The 24,952-nt window shown below is 42.7% G+C and carries 23 protein-coding genes and 1 pseudogene; all 24 read left to right on the forward strand.

The genetic code is table 11. From position 1 onward, the window contains the following. Window positions 1-90 precede the first annotated feature (90 nt). The 24 genes and pseudogenes from fliP to DXX92_RS05635 all read left to right on the forward strand — a co-directional run bounded on the left by fliP (window position 91) and on the right by DXX92_RS05635 (window position 24,952). On the forward strand, window positions 91-825 hold the full coding sequence (fliP, locus tag DXX92_RS05520; protein ID WP_374188845.1) for a flagellar type III secretion system pore protein FliP: 735 nt from the start codon (window positions 91-93) through the stop codon (window positions 823-825). Between the two features lie 2 nt (window positions 826-827). Next, window positions 828-1,097: a flagellar biosynthesis protein FliQ gene (gene fliQ, locus DXX92_RS05525; protein WP_115999540.1), complete on the forward strand. Its 270-nt coding sequence runs from the start codon at window positions 828-830 to the stop codon at window positions 1,095-1,097. Further along, window positions 1,097-1,879, forward strand: coding sequence for a flagellar biosynthetic protein FliR (gene fliR, locus DXX92_RS05530; RefSeq protein ID WP_115999541.1), 783 nt, complete (start codon window positions 1,097-1,099; stop codon window positions 1,877-1,879). Before fliQ ends, fliR begins: the two co-directional genes overlap by 1 nt. Window positions 1,880-1,919: 40 nt before the next feature. Next, on the forward strand, window positions 1,920-2,234 hold the full coding sequence (locus DXX92_RS05535; RefSeq protein ID WP_115999542.1) for an EscU/YscU/HrcU family type III secretion system export apparatus switch protein: 315 nt from the start codon (window positions 1,920-1,922) through the stop codon (window positions 2,232-2,234). A 257-nt stretch (window positions 2,235-2,491) separates the two neighbouring features. Then, a pseudogene (flhB, locus tag DXX92_RS05540) lies at window positions 2,492-3,307 on the forward strand (flagellar type III secretion system protein FlhB); the annotation flags it as partial. Between the two features lie 165 nt (window positions 3,308-3,472). After that, window positions 3,473-5,575 (forward strand): flagellar biosynthesis protein FlhA, encoded by a 2,103-nt coding sequence (gene flhA, locus DXX92_RS05545; RefSeq protein ID WP_115999544.1) that lies wholly within the window; start codon window positions 3,473-3,475, stop codon window positions 5,573-5,575. A 56-nt stretch (window positions 5,576-5,631) separates the two neighbouring features. After that, the gene (gene flhF, locus DXX92_RS05550) at window positions 5,632-7,227 is read left to right on the forward strand and encodes a flagellar biosynthesis protein FlhF (protein ID WP_115999545.1); all 1,596 of its coding nucleotides are present in this window, start codon (window positions 5,632-5,634) and stop codon (window positions 7,225-7,227) included. A gap of 17 nt (window positions 7,228-7,244) precedes the next feature. Continuing rightward, window positions 7,245-8,087: a MinD/ParA family protein gene (locus DXX92_RS05555; protein WP_115999546.1), complete on the forward strand. Its 843-nt coding sequence runs from the start codon at window positions 7,245-7,247 to the stop codon at window positions 8,085-8,087. A 19-nt stretch (window positions 8,088-8,106) separates the two neighbouring features. Beyond that, entirely contained in the window at window positions 8,107-8,826 is a 720-nt protein-coding gene (locus DXX92_RS05560) for an RNA polymerase sigma factor FliA (protein WP_115999547.1), read from the forward strand. Between the two features lie 45 nt (window positions 8,827-8,871). Beyond that, entirely contained in the window at window positions 8,872-9,255 is a 384-nt protein-coding gene (gene cheY, locus DXX92_RS05565) for a chemotaxis response regulator CheY (RefSeq protein WP_115999548.1), read from the forward strand. Window positions 9,256-9,279: 24 nt separating this feature from the next. Beyond that, complete coding sequence (locus DXX92_RS05570) at window positions 9,280-10,023, forward strand: protein phosphatase CheZ (RefSeq protein WP_115999549.1); 744 nt, start codon at window positions 9,280-9,282, stop codon at window positions 10,021-10,023. Window positions 10,024-10,037: 14 nt separating this feature from the next. Then, window positions 10,038-12,164, forward strand: a complete 2,127-nt coding sequence (locus DXX92_RS05575) for a chemotaxis protein CheA (RefSeq protein ID WP_115999550.1) — start codon at window positions 10,038-10,040, stop codon at window positions 12,162-12,164. A gap of 41 nt (window positions 12,165-12,205) precedes the next feature. Next, complete coding sequence (locus DXX92_RS05580; RefSeq protein ID WP_115999551.1) at window positions 12,206-13,393, forward strand: protein-glutamate methylesterase/protein-glutamine glutaminase; 1,188 nt, start codon at window positions 12,206-12,208, stop codon at window positions 13,391-13,393. After that, the gene (locus DXX92_RS05585) at window positions 13,386-14,132 is read left to right on the forward strand and encodes a flagellar motor protein (RefSeq protein ID WP_115999552.1); all 747 of its coding nucleotides are present in this window, start codon (window positions 13,386-13,388) and stop codon (window positions 14,130-14,132) included. Before DXX92_RS05580 ends, DXX92_RS05585 begins: the two co-directional genes overlap by 8 nt. Continuing rightward, window positions 14,129-15,100, forward strand: a complete 972-nt coding sequence (locus DXX92_RS05590) for a flagellar motor protein MotB (protein ID WP_115999553.1) — start codon at window positions 14,129-14,131, stop codon at window positions 15,098-15,100. Before DXX92_RS05585 ends, DXX92_RS05590 begins: the two co-directional genes overlap by 4 nt. Window positions 15,101-15,108: 8 nt before the next feature. Then, the gene (locus DXX92_RS05595; protein ID WP_115999554.1) at window positions 15,109-15,885 is read left to right on the forward strand and encodes a ParA family protein; all 777 of its coding nucleotides are present in this window, start codon (window positions 15,109-15,111) and stop codon (window positions 15,883-15,885) included. Window positions 15,886-15,893: 8 nt separating this feature from the next. Further along, window positions 15,894-16,766 (forward strand): chemotaxis protein CheW, encoded by an 873-nt coding sequence (locus tag DXX92_RS05600; protein WP_245961401.1) that lies wholly within the window; start codon window positions 15,894-15,896, stop codon window positions 16,764-16,766. 69 nt (window positions 16,767-16,835) lie between these two features. Continuing rightward, complete coding sequence (locus DXX92_RS05605; protein ID WP_115999555.1) at window positions 16,836-17,330, forward strand: chemotaxis protein CheW; 495 nt, start codon at window positions 16,836-16,838, stop codon at window positions 17,328-17,330. Window positions 17,331-17,490: 160 nt separating this feature from the next. Then, on the forward strand, window positions 17,491-17,847 hold the full coding sequence (locus DXX92_RS05610; RefSeq protein ID WP_181901697.1) for a DUF2802 domain-containing protein: 357 nt from the start codon (window positions 17,491-17,493) through the stop codon (window positions 17,845-17,847). 113 nt (window positions 17,848-17,960) lie between these two features. Then, window positions 17,961-18,752: an MlaA family lipoprotein gene (locus DXX92_RS05615; protein WP_245961402.1), complete on the forward strand. Its 792-nt coding sequence runs from the start codon at window positions 17,961-17,963 to the stop codon at window positions 18,750-18,752. A gap of 118 nt (window positions 18,753-18,870) precedes the next feature. Further along, a complete protein-coding gene (locus tag DXX92_RS05620) occupies window positions 18,871-21,606 on the forward strand; it encodes an SLBB domain-containing protein (RefSeq protein WP_115999557.1) in 2,736 nt (911 codons plus the stop codon). 145 nt (window positions 21,607-21,751) lie between these two features. Further along, window positions 21,752-22,792 carry a UDP-N-acetylglucosamine--undecaprenyl-phosphate N-acetylglucosaminephosphotransferase gene (gene wecA / locus DXX92_RS05625; protein ID WP_115999558.1) on the forward strand — a complete coding sequence of 347 codons (1,041 nt, stop codon included), beginning with the start codon at window positions 21,752-21,754 and terminating at the stop codon, window positions 22,790-22,792. A gap of 106 nt (window positions 22,793-22,898) precedes the next feature. Next, a complete protein-coding gene (gspG, locus tag DXX92_RS05630; protein WP_115999559.1) occupies window positions 22,899-23,294 on the forward strand; it encodes a type II secretion system major pseudopilin GspG in 396 nt (131 codons plus the stop codon). After that, a complete protein-coding gene (locus DXX92_RS05635) occupies window positions 23,294-24,952 on the forward strand; it encodes a GspE/PulE family protein (protein ID WP_116002309.1) in 1,659 nt (552 codons plus the stop codon). The genes gspG and DXX92_RS05635 overlap by 1 nt, the downstream gene beginning before the upstream one ends.

Raw genomic sequence — 24,952 nt, forward strand, 5'->3', positions numbered from 1 at the left:
AATTGACTGTAGTAAAAGTTAGTAAGAAAGCGAATGCTGTTAACACATCATCTAGATAAGAGAATAATGAAAAAAGCACTAATTGTCGTCATGTCATTACTCGTGTTGCTGACGTCTAGCCAGTTAATGGCGGCTGACGACCTTTCGATGTCAGCGCTGAAATTAACAACCAATCCAGACGGCTCACAAGAATACTCAGTAACCTTACAAATTCTGATTTTTATGACCGCGCTCGGGTTTATCCCCGCTGCGGTAATTATGATGACCTCATTTACCCGCATTGTGGTGGTGATGGCAATTCTCAGACAGGCATTTGGCTTGCAGCAAACGCCGTCAAATCAGGTGATCATTGGGTTAACCTTGTTTATGACAATTTTTATCATGACGCCGGTTTACAACCAAATTGATGAAGTGGCAATTCAGCCTTACTTAGCAGAGCAAATGACGTCTGTTGATGCCATCAACGAAGCCAAAGTACCGCTCAGAGCCTTTATGCTTGAACAAACGCGCTTAAAAGATTTATCAACCCTTGCCGAAATGGCAGGTATTACTGAGGTTGACCAGCCAACTGACTTACCGATGACCGTCATTATTCCAGCTTTTGTGATCAGTGAGCTTAAAACCGCTTTCCAAATTGGTTTTATGCTGTTTATTCCTTTTTTGATCATCGACTTAGTGGTTGCCAGTGTGCTTATGGCAATGGGTATGATGATGCTATCACCTATGATAGTGTCCTTGCCGTTTAAACTAATGTTGTTTGTGTTAGTAGATGGCTGGAATTTAGTGATTGGCACCATTGCCGCTAGTTATGGTTTAGGAACTTAGCGATGTCACCAGAGGTCTTTGTTGATGTACTAAGAGACTCAATGTTTCTCGTTATCTTGCTCGTTTCGGCGATTGTTGTTCCGAGCCTGATTGTCGGTTTAATTGTCGCGATTTTCCAAGCGGCGACGTCTATCAATGAGCAAACCTTGAGTTTTTTACCTCGTTTGATCGTGACTTTATTAGCCCTAATTTTCGGTGGTCATTGGCTAGTCGAAAAATTGATGGATTACACCATCAGGCTAGTCAATAGTATCCCGAGTGTGGTGAGCTAATGGAGTTTACTGAGTCAGTCATTAATCAATTTATGGCTGATTTATTACTGCCTTTGACACGCGTTTCAGCGTTAGTCATGTCGATGATTGGCTTGGGTGCGCAAACCATACCAACCCGAATCAAACTACTGTTTTCGATCGCAATAACACTGGCGATAATGCCAGCCATTCCCCCTGTTGGCGTGGAAAACTTATTTGCCTTTGAAACCTTTTTACTGGTCGTTGAACAAATATTGATAGGGGTATTAATTGGTTTTGTGACTGTGCTGGTGGTTAATACCTTTACCTTGGCCGGACAAATTATTGCAATGCAGACGGGTTTGGGCTTTGCTTCATTGGTTGACCCTGCCAGTGGTACCAACGTGCCTGCGGTTGGCCAGTTCTTTTTGATTTTGTCCACCTTACTGTTTTGGGGACTTGATGGTCATTTAACCTTTCTTCAGTTTATTGTGGTTAGTTTTGAAACCATACCTATTCCAAGTGAAGGGCTAGAAACCGTTAAATACAAAGAAACCGTCGAATGGGCTGGCTGGATGTTTACCACGGCGTTGTCGTTGGCGTTGGCGCCTTTAACGGCCATGTTACTGATTAACTTTTCATTTGGTATTATGACCCGTGCCGCGCCACAACTTAACATTTTCTCGGTTGGCTTTCCGATTACCATGACCGGCGGCCTTATTATCATGTGGCTTACGTTAGGTAACTTCTTACTGCATTTTGAGCAGCAGTGGGCGCGTGCCATTGATTTTACTTGCTACCTTGTTGATTGCGGTGCACGTTAATTTTCTAAATGTATAAATTTCTGATGGGTAACTGGTAACCATGGCAGATTCAGATTCAGGCGAACGCACTGAAGAGCCGACGGCGAAAAAACTGTCGGAGGCTCGACAGAAAGGCCAAATTCCTCGCTCGAAAGACTTAGGCACTATGTTCGTGTTGATCAGCAGTGCGGTTGCGCTATTGATGGTCGGTGACTATTTAGTACTTAGCCTTTCGCAAATGATGAAGCGCATGTTTACCTTCACTCGCGAAGAGGTAATGGACACCCAGAATATTTTTAATATCGTTGGTGAGGTGTTCGCCGGCGTGATGTATCCCATGCTTTGGATTTTCGGCATTATCACGCTTGCAGCCTGATCTTGCCCCGATAAAGTGGACACGCTCCATGTTTAATTTACTGCTGACTCAAATTCAGCAGGTGTTTGATATCCTAAACTCGAATGTAATCGCTGTCTATTGTAGAAGTTATTTAGGTAACTCTGCTTAGTTCGACGGCTTTGATTTTGAAATCAACTGGGTAAAACCATGTTTTTCTGGGGTTGGTATATCTGGGCATAATGGCCTCCTCATTGAGATAAGGAGGTGTCCACTAAAATGGGGGAACTACAGCCTTTGTCGGCAACACCTTGTTAGGCGGTATGAACTTTTCCTGGGAGGCAATGGCGCCCAAGGCCAGTAAACTGTCACCGCTGCAAGGCTTCAAGCGAATGCTAGGCGTACAAGCCGGGGTTGAGCTGATTAAATCACTGCTTAAATTCTTTGTTGTCTTTTTTGTCGCGATAACCTTACTCACCGTTCTCTTTGAAGAAATTATCAGTCTAAGTTTAGAGTCAGCGCCGAGTAACTTTGGTCATGCGGTTGAGATGCTCTTGTGGATGTTCTTAGCACTGGCGTGCTCTTTGGGCATCATTGCCGCCATTGATGCGCCATATCAAGTGTGGAATCACACCCGCCAGCTCAAAATGACCAAGCAAGAAGTTAAAGACGAAATGAAAAATACTGAGGGTAGCCCAGAAATTAAAGGGCGTATCCGCAGGGCGCAGTATGAGATGTCGCAGCGCCGTATGATGCAAGATGTGCCACAAGCTGACGTGGTGATTACTAACCCAACCCATTATTCGGTCGCTTTAAAGTATGATACTGAGCAGGGCGGCGCCCCGATGATGATTGCCAAAGGTGCAGACCAAATGGCGATACATATACGCACTATAGCAAAAGAGCATGGCGTTGAAATTCTGCAGTCGCCTGCGTTAGCGCGTTCTTTGTATTACACAGCAGAAGTTAACGAAGAAATACCTGAGGCACTATTTGCGGCGGTAGCACAAGTGCTCGCTTTTATTTTTCAGTTAAGAGCACACCGCTCTGGCAAAGGTCGCCGCCCAGTGCCATTAGCCAAAAACCTTCCAATCCCAGACGATTATCGATATTGATATCGCGAGCATAGTGTAAGTAGCAATTTTAGTTATTGTTTTAGTAATAGCTTTAGTTATCGCCTTAAGTTATGGAATAGTTTAGTTAGAGCCTGAGCTAGCTGGCTTACTTATTGCTTAAACGGTACTATCCCGTAATCGTCAAAACTTTATCACTAATTAGAAATGCAGTTATTAGCGAAATTCCCTCAATTTGACAAAAGTAAAGTAAACCACCTTTCTGGCTTAGGTACGCCTTTCTTAGTAATGGCCGCACTCGGCATGATAGTACTGCCAATGCCTGCCATGCTATTGGATGTACTGTTTTCCTTTAACATTGCTTTATCACTCGTGGTGTTACTGATTACGGTTTATACCTTAAAGCCTTTAGACTTTGGCGCATTCCCATCGGTTTTGTTGATTGCGACCATCCTCCGGTTGTCATTAAACGTGGCAAGTACTCGTGTGGTGCTGCTGGAAGGTCATGAGGGGCCTGATGCTGCTGGGGCTGTTATTGAAGCGTTTGGCTCGGTTGTTATTGGTGGTAACTACGCCGTCGGTTTAGTGGTCTTCCTAATTTTGATCATCATTAACTTTGTTGTAGTTACCAAAGGTGCGGGCCGTATTTCTGAAGTAACGGCGCGTTTTACCCTAGATGCCATGCCAGGTAAACAAATGGCGATAGACGCCGATCTTAATGCTGGCTTTATCACGCAAGATCAAGCGCGTGAGCGTCGCCAAGAAATCACCAGTGAAGCAGATTTCTACGGTTCGATGGATGGTGCCAGTAAATTCGTAAAAGGTGATGCGATAGCGGGCATTTTAATTCTTTTCATTAACATTATTGGTGGCCTAGTCATTGGTATGGTGCAGCATGACTTAAGCTTTGATGCTGCCGTTGAGATCTACACCTTACTAACCATTGGTGACGGCTTAGTTGCACAGATTCCGGGCTTATTGCTTTCAGTGGGCACTGCAATTGTGGTTACCCGTCAAAACACCTCTGAAGAAATGGGCAAGCAGGTCAGTAGTCAGTTAGGTCAAGCCCGTTCACTGTATATTGCGGCTAGCGTCATGTTCGTTATGGGTATTGTCCCTGGTATGCCGCATTTTGCGTTTTTAACGTTTGCAGCATTAATTGCCGGTATTGCTTACTTCGGTGAAAAACTGAAAGCGAAAAAAGCGGATGAGGCTCAACAAAAGGCCCAAGAAGAGCAAGTACAAACTCAGCAAAAAGAAGAAGAAACGAAAGATTTAAGTTGGGATGATGTAAATCATGTTGATGTAATTGGACTAGAAATTGGTTATCGCTTAATTCCATTGGTAGACAAAGCACAAGGTGGGGAGTTACTCAATCGCATTAAAGGGGTGAGAAAGAAGCTTTCGCAAGAGTTTGGTTTCCTTGTACCAGCAGTGCATATTCGCGATAACTTGGACTTAGAGCCAAACACTTATCAAATTTCATTAATGGGAGTTGCAGTAGGTGAAGCGGAAATTCGCCACGATCATGACTTGGCAATTAACCCAGGCCAAGTATTTGGACAACTTGACGGAATTCCGACGAAAGATCCTGCGTTTGGCTTAGACGCTGTATGGATCAAGCAAAACCAACGCGAGCAAGCGCAATCGCTTGGCTACACAGTAGTTGATGCAGCTACGGTACTGGCTACACACTTGAGCCAAATCTTAAGTAACAATGCGTCACAGCTTATTGGTCACGAAGAAGTGCAAAACTTACTCGACCGTCTAGGCCAGAATTATCCGAAACTTGTTGAAGGACTAATTCCTGACGTTCTGCCACTTGGCACGGTTGTTAAAGTACTGCAAAACTTAATGAATGAAGGTGTCGCAGTACGTGATATGCGCAGCATTATTCAAACCTTAGTAGAGTATGGTCCGAAGAGCCAAGACCCAGAAGTATTAACGGCTGCAGTGCGAATCACGCTACGTAAATTTATCATTCAAGACATGGTTGGTTCCGCAAATGAAGTACCTGTCATAACATTGGCGCCAGAGTTGGAACAGATGTTGCATCAGTCTATGCAAATGGCTGGTGATGATGGCGCAGGTATAGAACCTGGTCTTGCAGAAAGACTGCAAAAATCATTAACCGATGGCGCACAACAACAAGAATTAAGCGGTGAAACACCTATCTTGTTAACGTCAGGCATACTAAGAACGGTATTAGCGAAGTTTGTTAAATACACGATTCCAGGCCTGAGAGTGATTTCTTATCAAGAAGTTCCAGATGATAAGCAAATCAAGATTGTCAGCGCAATCGGTAACTAAACCACCAGCACAAACGTAAGAATTAGAATGCTATCTGCTGAATTAAGGGGTTATCAGTGAAGATTAAACGTTATGTTGCTAAAGATATGAGAACTGCGTTGGCACAAATCAAAGAAGAGTTGGGTGCTGACGCTGTCATTATGTCAAACAAGAAGATTCCTGAAGGTGTCGAATTAATGGCGGCTCAAGACAACAACGCACGTGTTGAGCCAAGAATGAGCCAGTCTCAAGAGACAGCTCAAACTAAACGTGATCTTGCTGACGACGTAGTTAATTTATCGGCACCAGATCCTGCAGCGTCGTCTGGTGCGCACCAGCAAGCTGATCAACAGCAGCGTATTGAACCGCATTTGTCGGGTTTAGACATGTCTGGTTTAGACAGTGCTGAGCAAGCGCAATCTCCAGCTGATAGCTTAAGTGCATTGTTGGCTAGAAACGTTCAGCAACAGCCTGTTTCGCAGCCGCAAAGCAGTCAAGCTAGCCAAGCAGCTGCTGTTTCAAAAAACAGTCACGATAGCGCGACGCCAGATTTGGAACTGCAATTAAAACAGTTTACTGACAAGCTTCAGCAGCAACATGCAGGCACTGAAACTGCTCAAAACGAACAACCTTTCTCGACTGAAGATGATGGTTTTGGTGTACCTGCCAACTCTGCTATTCCTGCTCAAGCTGCTAATACCCCAACAGCAGCATATGGCAACGATTCAAGCGTAGTTAGCATGGACGCATTTAATCAAATGAAAGCTGAAATGGCTTCTATTCGTCAATTATTGGAACACCAAGTATCAGGCTTAATGTGGCAAGATATGGCGCAAAAAGACCCCAACCGCGCTATGTTAATTGACCGCTTAACCGCACTTGGCTTGAACGAGCAGTTAGCTGATCAAATTGCGGGCTTTGTTCCTACGCATTTAGACGAAGAACAAAGCTGGCAAAGTGCGCTGCAATTATTGAGTAGCCAAGTAAATACCACTAACAACGACATTATTCACCGTGGTGGTGTGGTATCACTAGTAGGCCCAACAGGTGTTGGTAAAACAACAACTTTGGCTAAACTGGCTGCACGTTTTGCACAAGTTCATGGCGCAGATAGCATTTTGCTAATCTCTACAGATACTTACCGTATCGGCGGTTTCGAGCAACTTGAAACTTACGGCAAAATTATCGGCTGTCCTGTGAAGCTGGCGAAAGACAGTGATGCACTTGAACAGTTAATTCAGCAGTACAGCAGCAAGAAGTTAATTTTGATCGATACTGCAGGTATGGGACAACGTGACATGCGCTTAGCTGAGAACTTATCTGGCTTAGTAGCTAACTCGCGTATTCGCATCAGAAACTACTTAGTATTGGCGGCTAATACGCAACAAGCCGTAATGCAAGAAAACGTTGAACGCTTTAAGAAAATTCCACTATGTGGCTGCATTTTCACTAAGCTAGATGAAAGCCTAAGTATGGGTGAAATCTTATCAACTGCGATTCAAAACGGTTTACCAATTGGTTATCTAACAGACGGTCAGCGTGTTCCAGAAGATATTAAAGTTGCAAATGCTGAAAAATTAGTTAGTCTTGCAGAGAAATTAGCAAACAAATCAGCGGTAAGATTCAATTTTAGCGCTAATAGACAACCAATGGCCTCAGCTGCCTTTGGTTAACCTTTGAGACGTAGTAGATGATTGACCAAGCAAGCGGCTTACGAAAAATGCAAGATTTAAGACAAATCAAAGTTATCGCAGTTTCCGGAGGCAAGGGAGGTGTAGGTAAAACTAACGTTTCACTCAATACCGCTATATCACTGGCTAAACAAGGTAAAAAGGTACTGGTACTCGATGCTGACTTAGGCTTGGCAAACGTCGATGTGATGCTTGGCCTGCGCGTTCAGAAAAACATTGCTCATGTACTCAGTGGTGACTGCGAACTTGATGACATCATTATTGAAGGTCCTGCTGGCATTAAGATCATTCCAGCGACATCTGGCACGCAATCCATGGTGGACTTAACACCGTCAGAGCATGCCGGCCTGATTCGCGCCTTCAGCGATATGCAAACTGAATTTGATGTTCTAATTGTTGATACCGCAGCGGGTATCTCAGACATGGTGTTAAGCTTTGCCCGCGCTGCTCAAGATGTGATGTTAGTGGTAACAGATGAACCTACTTCAATCACTGATTGTTATGCGTTGATGAAATTATTAAGCCGCGACCACGGTGTATTTAAATTTAAAGTGGTTGCTAACATGGTACGTAGCCCAAAAGAAGGGCAGCAGTTATTTGCTAAACTGACTAAAGTAACGGATCGTTTTCTGGATGTAGCGATTGAGTTGGTTGCTGTAGTGCCATTTGATGAAAATATTCGAAAATCGGTGCGCAAGCAAAAAGCTATCGTTGATGCTTTTCCAGATTCGGCAGCGTCAAAAGCGTTTAGCGAATTGGCAAGTAAAATCAACAGTTGGCCTATTCCCAATCGACCTTCAGGTCATTTAGAGTTCTTTATCGAACAATTGCTTGAGCAATAACGCCTCATAGGGAGTTATAGTGGTTAAAGCTAATGCTTACACTAGCTATCTTGATAAATCGGCACTAATCGAACAGCACACGGTATTAGTTAAACGTATTGCGTATCATTTGTTGGCCAGATTACCAGCAAGTGTTATTGCTGACGATCTAATTCAATCTGGCATGATTGGGCTATTGGAAGCTGCGAGCAACTTTGACGGTAGCAAAGGCGCTAGTTTTGAAACCTTTGCTGGCATTCGAATTCGCGGCGCTATGCTCGATGAAATTCGCAAAGGGGATTGGACTCCTCGTTCTGTTCACAAGAATAGCCGAATGATCAGCGATGCTATCAAAGCATTGGAAGGTGAACTTGGTCGCGATGTAACAGACTCGGAAGTTGCTGATAAGCTTGATATCTCCCTGAATGAATACCATCATATTCTTAATGAAGTAAGCACTGGAAAAATCATTGGCATCGAAGATTTAGGGGTGACTGATGATGTGCTTAGTTTTGATGAAGAATTTCAAGAAGATGATCCATATCATACAATTGAACATGTAACCTTTAAAAAAACGTTAACAGAATGTATTTCGACTTTACCTGAGCGTGAAGCTTTAGTACTGTCGCTCTATTACGACGAAGAGCTCAATTTAAAAGAAATTGGACAAGTTCTTGACGTTAGTGAGTCAAGAGTGAGCCAAATTCATAGTCAAGCAATGCATCGATTAAAAGCACGTATGCAATCTTGGCAAAGTTAAGTAGAATATATAGAAATTTATTGATTTATTTCACCGGAGGGTGCCTTGGATAAAAATATGAAAGTACTTGTTGTTGATGATTTCTCGACAATGAGAAGAATTGTTAAGAACTTATTACGCGATTTAGGCTTTACTAATATTCAAGAAGCGGATGATGGCAGCACAGCGTTGCCGATGTTACAAGGCGGTGACTTTGACTTTGTAGTGACCGACTGGAACATGCCGGGTATGCAAGGTATCGATCTTTTGAAAGCAATTCGCGCTGATGAGAAGTTAGCACACATTCCGGTGCTTCTGATCACTGCAGAAGCGAAGAAAGAGCAAATTGTGATGGCGGCGCAAGCGGGTGTAAACGGTTACATTGTTAAACCTTTCACTGCTGCAACCCTTAAGGAAAAACTAGACAAGATTTTTGAACGTTTAGGATAAACGCGCTAAACGCGAGGAAATTTCATGAGTAAATTGTCTAGTGCAAAGATTACTTTAGAACAAGCCAAGTCATTAGTTGAATTTATCGAGAATGGTCAGCAAGAAAAAGCTGACCAATTACTTGCTGATATTCAAAACCCAATTAATTCAGAGTTATTTGCAGAGATAGGTAAGTTGACCCGTCAATTGCATGACTCAATGATGAATTTCCAATTGGACTCACGACTAAACGACTTAGCCAATGCTGATATTCCTGATGCAAAAGAGCGTTTAAATTATGTTATTAGCCGTACAGAAGATGCGGCTAATAAGACCATGGACGCGGTAGAATCCATTTTCCCAGTTGTTGATACCATTCAAGAACAAGTCAAAGCTGTTAATCCGCTTTGGCAAAAGCTGATGCACAATGATCTGAATTTGGGTGAGTTTAAAGCACTTTGTAAAGATATCGACAAATTGCTGAAAACAACATCATCAGAAACCGAACACATGCACGCGCTAATGACAGACGTATTAATGGCGCAAGATTTCCAAGACTTAACAGGTCAAGTGATTAGAAAAGTCATCGACCTTGTACGAGAAGTTGAAGAAAGCTTGATTAATATGTTGACAGCTTTTGGTGTGACGGAAGATGAGCAAAGAGAAAAAGCAACCCTGAAAACAGGTGAAAACTTAGTTGAAGGGCCGATTGTTAATACAGACGAGAGAGACGACGTTGTATCAGATCAAGATGACGTTGATGATCTCTTATCTAGCCTAGGATTTTAGCGGGAGTTTGGTGCATGTCCTTTGAAGCGGATGAAGAAATTCTACAGGATTTTTTAATAGAAGCAGGCGAAATTTTAGAAGCATTGTCTGAGCAACTTGTTGAGTTGGAAAATGACCCTGACAATGCTGATTTACTGAACGCTATTTTTAGAGGCTTTCATACCGTCAAAGGTGGTGCCGGATTTTTATCATTAACTGAACTTGTTGATGCCTGTCACGGTGCGGAAAATGTGTTTGACATTCTGCGTAATGGTCAACGTTCTGTAACCCCTGAATTGATGGATGTTATCTTGCAAGCGCTTGATACCATTAATGAAATGTTTGCGTTGGTGCAAAATCGTGAACAACCCGAACCTGCAGATCCTGCTTTGCTTGCCGAGCTTCACCGTTTGAGTGAGCCAGAAGGTAGCGAAAGCGCTGCGCCAGCTCCTGCTGTTGAAGAGCACGAACCAGAGATCTTCCAAGAAACTGAAGTTGCAGCAGAATCTGCTGGCGGCGATGAAGAAATGACGGAAGACGAGTTCGAAGCACTGCTTGACGAGCTTCATGGTCCGGGAAATAGTGCAGCTTCTGCTAGTACCCCTGCTGCACAACCAGCACCCTCCAATAGCGATGAAATTACTGACGATGAATTCGAATCATTGCTAGATGAACTTCATGGCCAAGGTGCATTCAAAACAGCAGCAAAAGAGACTACGACAAGTCAAAGCAGTTCTTCTGACGAAATTGACGATAGCGAATTTGAAGCGTTATTGGATGAGTTGCATGGTAAAGGCAAAGCCCCAAGTGCTGCGCCAGCGACTCCGGCACCTAAACCTGCGGCTAAGCCTGAAGCGGCTAAGCCACAAGCCGCCAAACCAGCAGCGCAACCTGCGGCCAAGCCCGCAGCAAAAGCGCCAGCTAAGTCTGCGGCTAAAGATAAGAAGCCGGCTGCTCCTGCGGCTCCGCAAGCGGAAACTACCGTTCGTGTTGATACTAAACGTTTAGACCAAATTATGAACATGGTTGGCGAGCTCGTATTGGTGCGTAACCGACTAACGAGTTTAGGTCTGACAAAAGAAGACGAAGAGCTAACAAAAGCGGTTTCTAATCTAGATGCAGTAACAACTGATCTTCAAGGCGCGGTGATGAAAACGCGTATGCAGCCAATCAAGAAAGTATTTGGCCGCTTCCCTCGTGTTGTCCGTGATTTGGCGCGTAGCTTAAATAAAGAAATTAAGCTGATTCTTGAAGGTGAAGAAACTGATTTAGATAAGAACTTAGTTGAAGCGCTAGCTGATCCGCTAGTTCACTTAGTTCGAAACTCAGTTGACCACGGTATTGAAGAGCCAAGCGTACGTGAGGCTAATGGTAAACCGCGTGAAGGTACGGTTATTTTATCTGCTTCACAAGAAGGTGATCATATCTTACTAACCATCCGTGATGATGGTGCGGGTATGAATGCAGAAAAGCTTAAGCAAATTGCAATTGACCGCGGTGTCCTAGACGCAGAAGCTGCGGCACGTATGCCAGAAAAAGAAGCGTTCAACCTAATTTTTGCACCTGGCTTCTCAACGAAAACAGAGATTTCTGAAGTGTCTGGCCGCGGCGTTGGCATGGACGTTGTGAAGACCAAAATCACTCAGCTAAATGGTACTGTTAATATTGATTCTGAAATGGGCGTTGGCACCGTTTTAGAAATTAAAGTGCCGCTAACGTTAGCAATCTTGCCGACGCTAATGGTTGTTGTTGGCGAACAGATTTTTGCTTTACCGCTAGCTGGTGTTAACGAAATCTTCCACTTAGATTTAACTAACACTAATGTGGTAGATGGTCAGCTAACAATTATTGTTCGTGAGAAAGCTATTCCGTTGTTCTACCTTGATCAATGGTTAGTAAAAGGTAGCGAGAATAAACCACGCGAAAATGGTCATGTTGTTATCGTGCAACTAGGCACACAGCAAGTTGGCTTCGTGGTTGACAGCTTAATTGGTCAAGAAGAGGTGGTGATTAAACCATTAGACCGATTGCTACACGGTACGCCAGGTATGGCAGGCGCGACAATCACCAGTGATGGCGGTATCGCGTTAATTCTTGATGTACCAAGTATGTTAAAGCACTACGCAAAAAAATCCCTCGTTCATAAAAAGCTGCGCGGTTAACGCGCAGTTCTCAGGTTGCTGACCTGCATTAGAGAATTTACATGGCATATAAAGTATTGGTGGTTGATGACTCGAGTTTTTTTAGACGTCGAGTCAGCGATATACTAAGCCAAGACTCAAACATCGAAGTGATTGATGTGGCAGTAAATGGACAAGAAGCAGTTGAAAAGGCTGCTTCATTAAAGCCAGATGTCATTACCATGGATATCGAGATGCCAGTGTTAAATGGCATCGATGCGGTAAAAGCCATCATGGCTAATTCTCCAACCGCCATTTTAATGTTCTCGTCACTTACGCATGAAGGTGCAAAAGCAACATTTGAAGCACTAGATGCAGGCGCGTTGGACTTCTTGCCGAAAAAATTTAATGAAATAGCCAAAAACAGTGAAGACGCTGGTAGTTTACTACGTCAGCGAGTGCTAGAACTCGCAAGAAAAAGTGGCTCGGTGAAGCGTGGATTTATTCGACGCCCCGTTAGCCATGCAACGCCGAGTGTACGAACAACTTCACCTACAGCAGCTCCAGCTATAAAGCCTCGCTTTGAACGTAAAACGCCTGCAGCAACTCCAGTTTCAGCAAAGGTGATGAATACTGCTGAAAAACCTGCAAATACTGTCGCGCCGACTAAGCTGCGTAAAAGCTCAGGCAAAAAATACAAATTACTCGCGATAGGTACTTCAACAGGCGGCCCTGTAGCACTTCAACAAATACTAACTCAACTTCCCGCGAATTTTCCTCTGCCGATAGTCATGGTTCAACATATGCCGGCTGCGTTTACGGAAGCATTTGCGAATCGTCTGAATTCTTTGTGTCAAATTTCCGTCAAAGAAGCGAAAGACGGCGATCGGCTAGAAGCTGGTAAAGCTTACCTAGCACCGGGTGGCATGCAAATGCTGATCGATGGTACGGAAAATGCAGCAAAACTTAAGGTGATGGAAGACAACTCTGCCAGAGTTGCTTACAAACCTAGTGTAGATATAAGTTTTGGCTCTGCTGCGAAAATATATGCGGGTGAAGTATTAGGTATCATATTGACCGGTATGGGCGCTGATGGAAGGGAAGGCTCTCGTATGTTGAAGAATAAAGGTGCTACTATTTGGGCTCAAGATGAAGCCAGTTGTGTCGTTTATGGTATGCCACAGGCCGTGGCAAAAGCTGGCATATCTGAATTGTCGTTGCCGCTTGCCGAAGTCGCAGGCTCTATCCTCAAGGAGTTAGGCCATGGATAAGCTCAGTATTGCTGGGCTTATTGTTGCGCTACTTGCGATATATTTGGGATTTAGCATTGAAGGTGGTGCCATCGGCACCTTGTTTGAGCTCCCCGCGTTTATTATCGTCGTTGGTGGCACTATGGGCGCAGTGCTGCTCCAGTCATCCAAAGCACAATTTAGCCACGCAATGTCCTTATTGCCTTGGATTTTTACACCTCCAAAATTTGATATCGATAAAGGCATTGACGACATTGTTGAGTGGGCACAGCAAGCCAGAGAGTCTGGTTATTTAGTGTTGGAAAATGTCGCGATGGATGTTGAAGACCGCTTTGTCAACAAAGGCTTAAACTTCCTCGCCGATGGCATTGAAACTGAACAGCTTATTACTTCAGTGGAGCTAGACTTAGAGCTTTATCGCGAACATAGCCTGCGCTCGGCAAGAATCTTTGAATCTATGGGAGGATATAGCCCAACCATTGGTATTCTAGGGGCCGTATTAGGCCTTATCCAAGCGATGAGTAACTTGTCTGACCCAGATATGTTGGGCCAAGGTATCGCAACGGCTTTTGTTGCGACAATTTACGGCGTTGGTTTTGCTAATTTAATATACATTCCTGTCGCCAACAAAATCCGTGCTATTGTTCACCAGCAAACTATGTATCGTGAGATGATGGCTCAAGGTCTAATCGCAATTTCACAAGGGGAAAACCCACACGCTATTGAAAATCGTTTGTCAGCGTTTAGGTTGCAAGAATGAGTAGGCTCAGAATAAAGCGCCATGATGTTGAACATGATGATGTTCACCGTTGGCTGGTGTCTTATGCCGACTACATGACGTTGCTGTTTGCGCTGTTCGTGGTTTTGTACGCCATGGCGATGATCAATGAAGAGCCATTTGAAACAATGACAGACTCAATAGGGCGAGTGTTCCAAGCAAATGACGAATTGCCTAAAAACCGCGGTCACGGTGACGACATTTTGCCCGTGAATTCGAGTAAAACGAATAAGCGTTTATATGGCGACGGTTTAAAAGATGATGCTGGTCCCGAGTTAACCGATGGTCAGCCAATACTGTCTAACATTGCAGATAGCGACGTTGGCACTAACCTGACCTCGTTAGAAGAAAAACTGCATACCGCTTTATACGACATCATTGAATCTGGTTATGCCCAGTTAAAAATAGATGGTGACTGGCTGGAAATAGAGCTCAACAGTGGCTTGCTATTTCCTAGTGGCTCTTCTTCTCCAACGCGTTCAGCAGACGCGATACTAACTGTTATCAACCAAGTACTTGCTGATGTGACTAATTTTGTGCGCGTACGAGGCTATACTGATAACCAACCCATTAATAACGAAATATTCTCTTCTAACTGGGAACTTTCAGTATCCAGAGCAACTGCGATTTTACGCTTGCTTGAAGAGCTTGGGGTAACTCCAGCAAGAATGGCAATAGAAGGCTATGGAGAGTATTATCCCAGCGCAGATAACAGCACGTCACAGGGACGAGCGCAAAATCGAAAAGTTGTTATCGCTATTTCAAAATATGGGCTAGATCAAGAAAGCTTACTCGATACCCCAACTATCAGTGTAAAAGACGTAGAAGCGATTAAGGAAGTGGTTGATTCTACAGGTGAAGATAATAAAATTAACATCATTCGTTTAGAAAATGGTGCAATCCGCATCACGACGCGTAATGAAGACGAAACTAACAACTCAAGTGAATAGGTGCTCTATTGGTCGTTTGGACAATCGCTAATCAAAAAGGCGGGGTGGGTAAAACCACCTCAACAATAACCTTAGGGGGCTTGTTGGCCGAACGCGGACATAAAGTGCTATTGGTAGACACTGATCCTCATGCGTCGCTGAGTTATTATTTTGGTATCGAATCTGAAGATTTAGAGCTGAGCGTATACGATCTTTTTGTCAAAGTATCGACTAAAGAGCAGATAGAACAAACACTTTGCCCAACCGAATATAAGAATATTGATATCTTGCCTGCGACCATGGGGCTAGCAACACTAGACCGTTCGCTTGGTAGTAAAGGTGGCATGGGCTTAGTGCTGAAAAAAGCAATACAAAAGCTTGAAGGGCAATACGATTATGTACTGATGGACTGTCCGCCTGTACTCGGTGTTTTGATGGTGAATGCACTGGCTGCTTCTGATAGAATTATTGTCCCAGTGCAAACCGAGTTTTTGGCGCTTAAGGGCCTAGACCGCATGATGAAGACAATGGAGATCATGCAAGGTGAGCAGCAAGAGCCATTTACCTATACCATAGTTCCGACTATGTTTGATAAACGCACTAAAGCCTCTTTACTTGCCTATCAAAAGTTACAAGAACTTTATGGTGATAAAGTTTGGCCTGGGGTTGTGCCAGTTGATACTAACTTTAGAAATGCGAGTGTCTCGCAGAAAGTACCTTCGGATTACGCAGGTAACTCTCGTGGTGTCTACGCTTATAAAAGCTTGTTGAAACATTTAATTAAACTTACCGCAGTAAATAAATAGGTTAATCAATGTCAAGATCGCTAGCTGCTAGCCAAAAAGTGATGAGGTCTTATTTATCAGAGCTACTGACGGATGAGGCTGAACAGCCTGTTGAACGTCAACCATCAGCACAAACAAGCTCACAACCTGATAAAAGCCAGAGCGCGCTTCAACATAAAGAGCCAGACAGCGAGAAGCTTGAAAAGTTACTTGAGAATGTTGCCAAACCAAGCTTACCTGTTACGGATAAAGTTACCTCGACACGAGCAGAGGCCAGAGCAAAGGTAGTAGCACCACAGGTCGCTAAGCAACAAACGGCGCCTAAGGTTGCAAAACCTAAAGTTGCAGCACCTGCGTCAGATAAGTTAGCTAACGAGACAGCGTCTGACAGCACAGCCATTGCGACAGCAAAGAGCCAGCAGCAAGTACCAGTAAAAGCGAAAAAAGATTATCGTGAAGGTAGTTTTCAGGCGATGTTTTTTGATGTAGCAGGGCTTACTATTGCCGTACCATTAATTGAGTTAGGTGGTATTCACAATGTTGAGAGCATTAATAGCTTGATGGGCAAACCTGACTGGTTCAAAGGGGTTATGTTACATCGCGAAGAAAAAATTAATGTCGTTGATACCGCATTGTGGGTAATGCCTGAAAAATGCGATCAACAATTAATGGATTCATTAGCTTATCAATATATTATAATGTTGAGTAATAGCCAGTGGGGCTTGATGGCTGAGCACCTTGTAGATACAGTTACACTAGAGCAAAGTGACGTGAAGTGGATGGATAGCAACCCTAAACGCCCTTGGCTAGCTGGTCTGGTTAAAGAACGTATGTGTGCGCTATTAGATATTGACGCCTTGATTAAAATGCTAGATCAAGGGTTGAGCGTCTATCCAAATTAGTCGTATATCCAAATAAACAGTGTTGCTGCAAACGAGCGGCAATAGTTAACAACTTTGAGGACAAGAAGTATGTCTGATGAAAGACGTAGTGCAAATGAGTCAGTAGACACTAATGATGAAGTGTTACAATGGGTAACTTTCAAGTTAGAGCAAGAAACTTACGGTATCAATGTAATGCAGGTACAAGAAGTATTGCGTTACACTGAAATTGCACCAGTACCAGGTGCGCCAGATTATGTGTTAGGTATTATTAACCTGCGTGGTAATGTGGTAACCGTTATAGATACGCGCTCACGTTTTGGTTTACAAGCGGCAGAAATTACCGATAACACGCGTATCGTTATTATTGAAGCTGAAAAGCAAGTTATTGGTATTTTAGTTGATAGCGTTGCGGAAGTAGTTTACTTAAAAGTTTCTGAAATCGATGTGGCACCAAATGTTGGTAACGAAGAAAGTGCTAAGTTTATCCAAGGTGTATCTAACCGCGAAGGTGAATTGTTGATTCTTGTTGATCTGAATAAATTATTATCAGACGACGAGTGGGATGAATTGAAACAATTCTAAATGGATTTTTTAGACTAAAAGCCTGTGTATCAGGCTTTTTTTGTGGGCGCTAAATGTGAATATCAACTTGGTTTTGATAATAGCTCTTGTCTTAGCTATGTTGTGTTGCCTGGCTTGGCTACTAATAAAGGTTTCGCACCTTAAAGCACAAAGCAAGCTATTGAGTAGCCAGGTAAATGCGCTCGAAATGCTAACAGCTGATTTACAAGCCAATATTCATAACATCGCGCAAAAAAACGCGGAACTTAATGACCTTATCAGTACTCAAAACACGGAAAATGAGCAAGTGTCTAGGCAACTTGAGCACCGAATCAAAGGTCAGCAGCAAGCAATTGCAAACATAACCCAACAGCTTACCTTAATTGATGAGCAGCAACCCCAAGATAAATTCTATCATCGCGCTTCAAAGCTCGCAGCTAAAGGCGCTAGTGCTGAGGAAATTATGGCGGAGTGTGAGTTACCGCGTGCTGAGGTTGAAATGTTGCTAGCCATATACAAACAGAACAACAATGAATAGCCCAAGCGCGTCTGTCTTATTGCGGATGTTATGACTTGTTGGACAAGTGTCCGATTTTCACTAGCGTGTTAGACTGGGCAATAATACCAAGAATTTATCATTAGGAAGTCACAGTGAATAAACCTATCCATCGAGCATTGCGTGCCGCTTTTTCATTACGTGCGGTAAAAGTGGTTGCTTTGTTATCTGTCTTAGCAGTATCAGGCTGCTCTTCAACGTCACAAGTAGAAGGTGACCCTAAAGACCCATTAGAGACTGTTAACAGAGCTTCGTGGACATTTACATGGGACTACGCTGATAAATATGTGTTAAAGCCAGCAGCAACAGCCTACACAGAGTATACGCCAACGTTTTTACGTTCAGGCCTGCACAACATGGCTCTCAACCTTAATGAACCATCTTCTTTTATTAATAACCTGCTACAAGGTAAGTTTTCCAATGCAGGTAAAAGTGCAGGGCGATTTGTACTTAACTCTACGGTAGGTCTACTTGGCTTTTTTGACCCTGCGAGTGATTTTGGTTGGACGGGCACGCAAGAAGAGTTTGGCGAAGTAATGGCGGTATACGGCGTAGGTGATGGTCCTTATATCGTCATCCCAGCACTTGGGCCGAGCTCGGTGCGAGACGAAGTAGGTGATTTTGTCGATCGTTATTACTGGCCTTTAGCTGTTATCGACTTTTGGCCCAACCTAGTGCGTAGTGCCATCATAGGTTTAGAAGCAAGAGCATCTTTAACGCAGCAAGAACAGCTTATCAATAATGCAATTGACCCTTACGAGTTTGTTAAACAAGCTTATTTCCAGAACATGGAATATCGCGTCTATGATGGCAAACCGCCGATAAAGGTAGACGAAGAGGAAGAAGCTGAGCTTGATGCCTATTTAGACGAACTAGATGAAGAGTAAAGCTCATAGATTGACTTGTTATTAAACTAATATCGACCTTAACAAAACTGGCGCATGTGATAAAATTTGCACCAGCTTTACAAAATAAAAGATTAGTACTCAGGGAATTCGCTGTTCAATGAAATATATTTCTACCCGTTTGATGTCAGCCGCACTTGGCTTGGCCTTATCGATGAGTGCATTTGCTGCACAAGTACCTAGCTCTATTACCCCTCAGCAGCTTGAGCAATTCAAGCGTTTACCTGCATCTCAGCAGCGTGCGCTGGCACAAAGTATGGGTATTGATTACAACACAATTAAAAAACAGTTGCAGGGTGGCAGTACGTCAAGCGAAGAAGATGGTTTAGTCGAACAGCAAACGGTTTACCCGAGAGGAACTCAATTTGATGAATTTGGTAATCCAATTCTGCCTGAGGATGAGTTGCTAGAGGAAGAAGAGGAGGATACTGAGCCACAACCGTTTGGCTATGATGTATTTGCTAATGCACCTTTTACTTTTGCGCCTAATATGGATATTGCCGTACCAGCTGACTACATTATTGGCGCTGGTGACACCATCAAAATTCAAATGTTTGGCAAAGAAAGCAATGAATTTGAGCTAGAGGTAAATCGACAAGGTGATGTTGTTATACCGGATCTTGGCCCATTTAGTGTTGCTGGTTTAACTTATACGGAAGTTAAACAATATTTCGCCTCGCAAATTAAGAAGAAAGTGCTTGGTGTCGATGTCGTAGTGACATTGTCAGATTTGCGCTCTATGAGGATATTTGTCGCCGGCGATGCATTCAAGCCAGGCCCTTACGTGATGAGTGCTCTGTCTAGCGTAACACACGCGATTTTTGCGGCAGGTGGTATCAATGATATTGGTTCGTTGCGAAACATTCAGGTAAAGCGAGCTGGAAAGCTTGTCACCACTTTAGATCTGTATGACCTATTAATCTACGGCGATTCTTCAAATGATATTCTGCTTAAATCCGGTGATGTTGTATTTATTGCTCCGGTAGGCGAGCGCGTCACTGTTGCTGGAGAAGTTAGACGCCCAGCGATCTATGAGCTAGCGGTAAATGATGATTTTGATGCAGTGGTTAAAATGGCGGGAGGGCTGTTACCTTCGGCTTACCCTACAGCGAGTGTAGTTGAACGATTTAATCAGCGAAATATTCGTACAATTGTCAATGTTGATCTAACACAGCAATCTCAACTTGTTAGAGCGGTTAAAGGCGGTGATGTTCTTAAGGTACTAAAAACTTCTGAGCAATACGATGACTCTGTCACTGTTATTGGAGCGGTAACACGCCCTGGTAAATATCAATGGAAGCAGGGCCATAAAGTGAGTGATCTTTTGCCAAGTATTCATGCTTACATGCTTGACGATGCTGATTTAAATTACAGCCTAATTGTCCGCGAGAAAGACATTGGCCGTAATATCGAAGTGTTACAGTTTAGCTTGTTTAAGGCGCTCAGTGATGTTAACTCAGAAGATAACCTTACTCTTCAACCTCATGATCGTATATTAGTCTTTTCTATCAATGATCGTAATGCGACAGCTGATGACTCGTTAGACCTGCTTGCAATGACACAAGAAGAGCTACGCAAACGCGAAAAAGAGCGAGCAGAAGAACAGTATAAAGAAAGAATGTTTTGGCTACAGTATGGCGAAGAAGAGCCACTGGAAGAATTTGATGATCTTGATGAGTCATTGAAACTTGCTGAAAAGTCTTTGGAAGAACTAACAGGAGGGACCTATCAAGAAGAGGTCGACCCCAAAGATATCGCTATTTTCTCGCGTCAAAAGTTACTTGCTCCTGTTATTAAAAAACTTCAACACCAAGCGGCGTCAGGTGAGTCGTTGAAACTTATTGAAGTTGTGGGGGCCGTTAAATACCCAGGGATTTATCCTTTAGCAATCAATAGTCAAGTCAATGACTTAGTTGCAGCTTCTGGTGGTCTACTTGAATCTGCCTATTTAGAGCGAGCGGATATCACTCGAAACGAGATAATTGATAATAAAGCTAGAAAAAGCACGATTAATATTAACTTACATGGTGCGCTAGCTGGTAAAACTGGGCATAACATTGATATCAAAAGTAAAGATCGCTTAAACATTCATGTAATTCCTGCTTGGCAGGAGAATCATATCGTTGAATTGCGCGGTGAATTTTTATTCCCAGGTAAATACACAATACAACGCGGTGAAACACTTGGACAACTTGTAGAAAGGGCAGGTGGTTTTACTGAGTTTGCCTACCAAGAAGGTTCAGTTTTTACACGAGAAAAACTGAAGCAGCTTGAACTACAAAATATATTAAAGGTTACTGAAAGCTTGAGGTCTGAGATAGCTTCTAAAAGTTTATCTCAAAAAGATTCGCAATCAATCGATTATGAACAAGCAAGGCTGTTGTTGGCAGACTTAACTAAAGTACAACCAGTAGGCCGACTTGTCGTTGATATTCCACAAATTCAACAAGATAAAAGTGCCGATATTTTATTGGAAAATGGTGATATTTTATTTGTTCCTACCAAGCAAAACTCTATAAATGTCGTGGGGCAAGTACAAGTGGCAACTTCGCATATTTTCAAGCAAGGTTTGGATGCATTTGACTATGTAGAGCTGAGTGGTGGTACAAAGCAGCAAGCAGATCAAAAGCGGATTTATGTGATTAAAGCAAATGGTCAGGTAATGATCCCAGAAAAGTCTAACTGGTTTGCGTCAAATGCCGGTTCACTCAATCCAGGTGACACAGTAGTTGTGCCACTGGATTCGTATTTTGTTGACAACTTGAGCTTATGGGCGTTAGGTACCCAAATTGTTTATCAAGCGTCAGTAGCAATAGCAGCAATCGCTGGGCTATAAGTTTTGTAAAAAAATGTTACTCATTAAGTATTATTTTTTTAATTGCTAGATAAGTTAGCAGCGTGCATTTATAATGCACGCTGCTTATAATGGATAATTAGAAATTAGACATAATCACGGCTAATTTCGATACTTTTCACAAGATATGTTTGATATTCTCGCTTTAGTAGTGGCATTTTGTTGCTCTGTATTGACCATTAAGGTCTTGCTTCCCTTGGCTCCTCACATTGGCCTAATTGATTTACCTAATGAACGTAAAAAACACGACGGTGCTATTCCTTTAATCGGTGGAATATCGATATTTACTGGCGTGCTTATCGCATCTAGTCTGTTTATCGAAAATAGTAATATTATAAATCTCTACCTAATCTCTTCAGCGTTAATTGTATTTATTGGCACTTTGGACGATATCTATGACTTAAGCGTGGGCTCTCGCATGTTGTTCCAAGGCATTGTCGCTTGCATTCTCGTTTTTGGTGCAGGTCGCTTTATTAGTGATTTTGGTGCGATATTAGGTGGCGACTCTCTAGTCATTGGTGAATACGGCATGATATTCACTATTTTAGCTGTGATTGCTGCAATCAATGCGTTTAACATGGTTGATGGTATTGACGGTCTAGCTGGCTCTATGAGCATTATTACAATGGGAGCAATAGCAGCTTTAATGGCCCAAAAGGCAAGCAGTGTGAGTATTTTATTACCAATGCTCATTGTTGTTTCAACTATACCTTATCTGTTCTATAACGTAAGTACCCGTAACCCAAGAGGCAAAAAAATCTTCATGGGAGATGCGGGTAGTATGTACATGGGGTTGACTGTTATCTGGCTACTTACAATAGGAACTCAAAACACAGACGAAGTTGAAGCGGCATTTAGGCCTGTCACTGCATTGTGGTTAATAGCGATACCGCTAATGGATATGCTAGCTATTATGGTTCGAAGAGTTCGTAGAGGTGACTCCCCCTTTAAAGCGGACAATGGCCATATACACCACATTCTATTAGCAAATGGTTTCTCTCCTAGAAAGGCTCTTTGGTCTATTAGCGGGATATCAATTGTTTTTGCTGTTATTGGCTGTTTGGGCGAGGTGTTTTTAATAAATGAGGCTGTAATGCTCGTTGTGTTCATTTGTGCATTTATTTCTTATGCTGCGATATTGCAAAAATTTTGCAATTTAGGTAAATAGTCAAGTAGAGCATTTCTAGCAATATATAAGTTGATTCCCTTCTAATGAAAATCATATTTCAATGGATGGGTATTTGTAGTATTTCAAATAAAGGTAGATAACCGTTATGAACAGAAATAAAGGCTTCACTATGATGGAGTTATTAATAGTTATAGTAATCCTAGGGCTTCTAGCCTCTTTAGTCGCTCCAAAGATGTTTAGTAAGCAATCCTCCTCTATGCGTAAAATCGCGAAAGCACAGATGCAAATGTTCGAAACATCGTTAGATACTTATCGCCTTGATATTGGCGATTACCCTAGCTCGATTAGCGAATTGAGAAAAAGTGATAGACCCAATTGGGATGGACCATATCTGCCGAAAGCGGTTCCATTAGATCCATGGGGAAATGATTATGTTTACAAAACTCCAGGAAAAGATGGCTTTCCTTACTATTTAGCTTCTCTTGGCAAGGATGGACAAGAAGGCGGTGAAGGTGACAATGAGGATATCATTCACCAATGATGTCATTAGAGGATTTATTAGAACAACGCTATCAAGTATCAAGTTCGGATATAGACAAGGCCCTAAATTATCAAAAAAGATTCAATGGTAGATTGGAGCAGATACTAGTAAATATGGGGAGCTTGTCTGACGACAGGCTTCTTTCTTTATATAGTGACTATTTAAATCTAGAGATATTGAATCTACTTGATTGGGAAAATAAAGAAAAAGTAGATATTGATGACACTGCTATTAGCTATCTATTGTCAAAACAATGGGTACCTCTGAAAGCGTCTTCAGAAGACTGGATGTTGGCAGCGAAATATCCACTTGATTTAGAGGTCAATCAGTTCTTAACAAGAAAAAACATAAAATTCAAAGTACTGCTATGTTCTGATTCTGATATCGAGGTGCTTGGTGCGAAGTACCAATTGAAAGCTAATGTTCTAGAGGAAGCGGATACCGCACTTTCAGGTGATGAAGAAGAACGTCTTAAAGAGCTTGCTACAGAAGCCCCAACGGTAAATTTGCTCAACTCCTTAATTTCAAGAGCGCTAAGGCAAGGTGCATCGGATATGCATTTGGAGCCATATGAAGGACGTTATAGAGCTAGGTTCAGGGTAGATGGTGTTCTTCATGAAGAAGAAACGATTGCTCCTAGAATGCAGTTACCTATTGTGACTAGGCTAAAAATACTATCTGGGATGGATATTGCTGAAAAGCGTCGACCTCAGGATGGTAAAATTGAAATGCGCATTGCTAATCAAGACCTCGATATTCGTGTTTCAGCTTTGCCTCTTAACGAGGGAGAGTCAATCGTGATGCGTTTTTTACGTAAAGACAACGTTAAATACGATATGAGCGTGCTGGGTTTATCGCAAGATATAGAGACATTGATACGTCGCGATATCAAGGTAACCTCAGGGGTTGTGTTAATGACTGGCCCTACTGGCTCAGGTAAAACAACAACGCTATATACTTTTTTAAATGCGTTGAATAACAATGATGTCAAAATTATCACATTAGAGGATCCTGTCGAGTATCAACTTGAAGGGATCAATCAGGTGCAAGTTAATAGTGATATAGGATTTAATTTTGCATCTGGGCTTCGTAGTGTTGTTCGCCAAGATCCTGATATCATTATGTTGGGGGAAATTAGGGATAAAGAAACAGCGCAAATTGCTTTGCAATCGGCCTTAACTGGGCACTTAGTATTTAGTACCGTACATACCAATGATGCTGCCAGTGCATATACTAGGCTCTTGGATCTTGGTGTTGAAGAGTTCTTGTTAAACGCTGCGTTGGTTTCTATTGTTGCTCAACGCTTAGTAAGAAAGGTTTGCCCTGATTGTGCCGAGGTGCACCCCGAAGCAACGCAAATTATAGAAAAATACAACTTATCTGAGATTGCTAGGAAAAATGATATTTTAAACTTTTCTTTGATGCAGGGTAGGGGGTGTGAATCATGCTCGCATACTGGCTACAAAGGACGAGCAGCAATAATAGAGTACTTAGAGTGCGATCATGAGATAAAGTCTATGCCTAAGAATGCCGATTTTATTAGCAAAGCAAAGCAACACAATTTTGAACTAAACAGAAGAACTCTATTCGAAGATGGTTTGTTTAAAGTTATTCAGGGCATTACGACAATTGAAGAAGTTATGCGCGTTGCAGGTTAA

It is taken from the genome of Thalassotalea euphylliae (genome assembly GCF_003390395.1).
GTDB classification, from domain to species: Bacteria; Pseudomonadota; Gammaproteobacteria; order Enterobacterales; family Alteromonadaceae; genus Thalassotalea_F; species Thalassotalea_F euphylliae_C.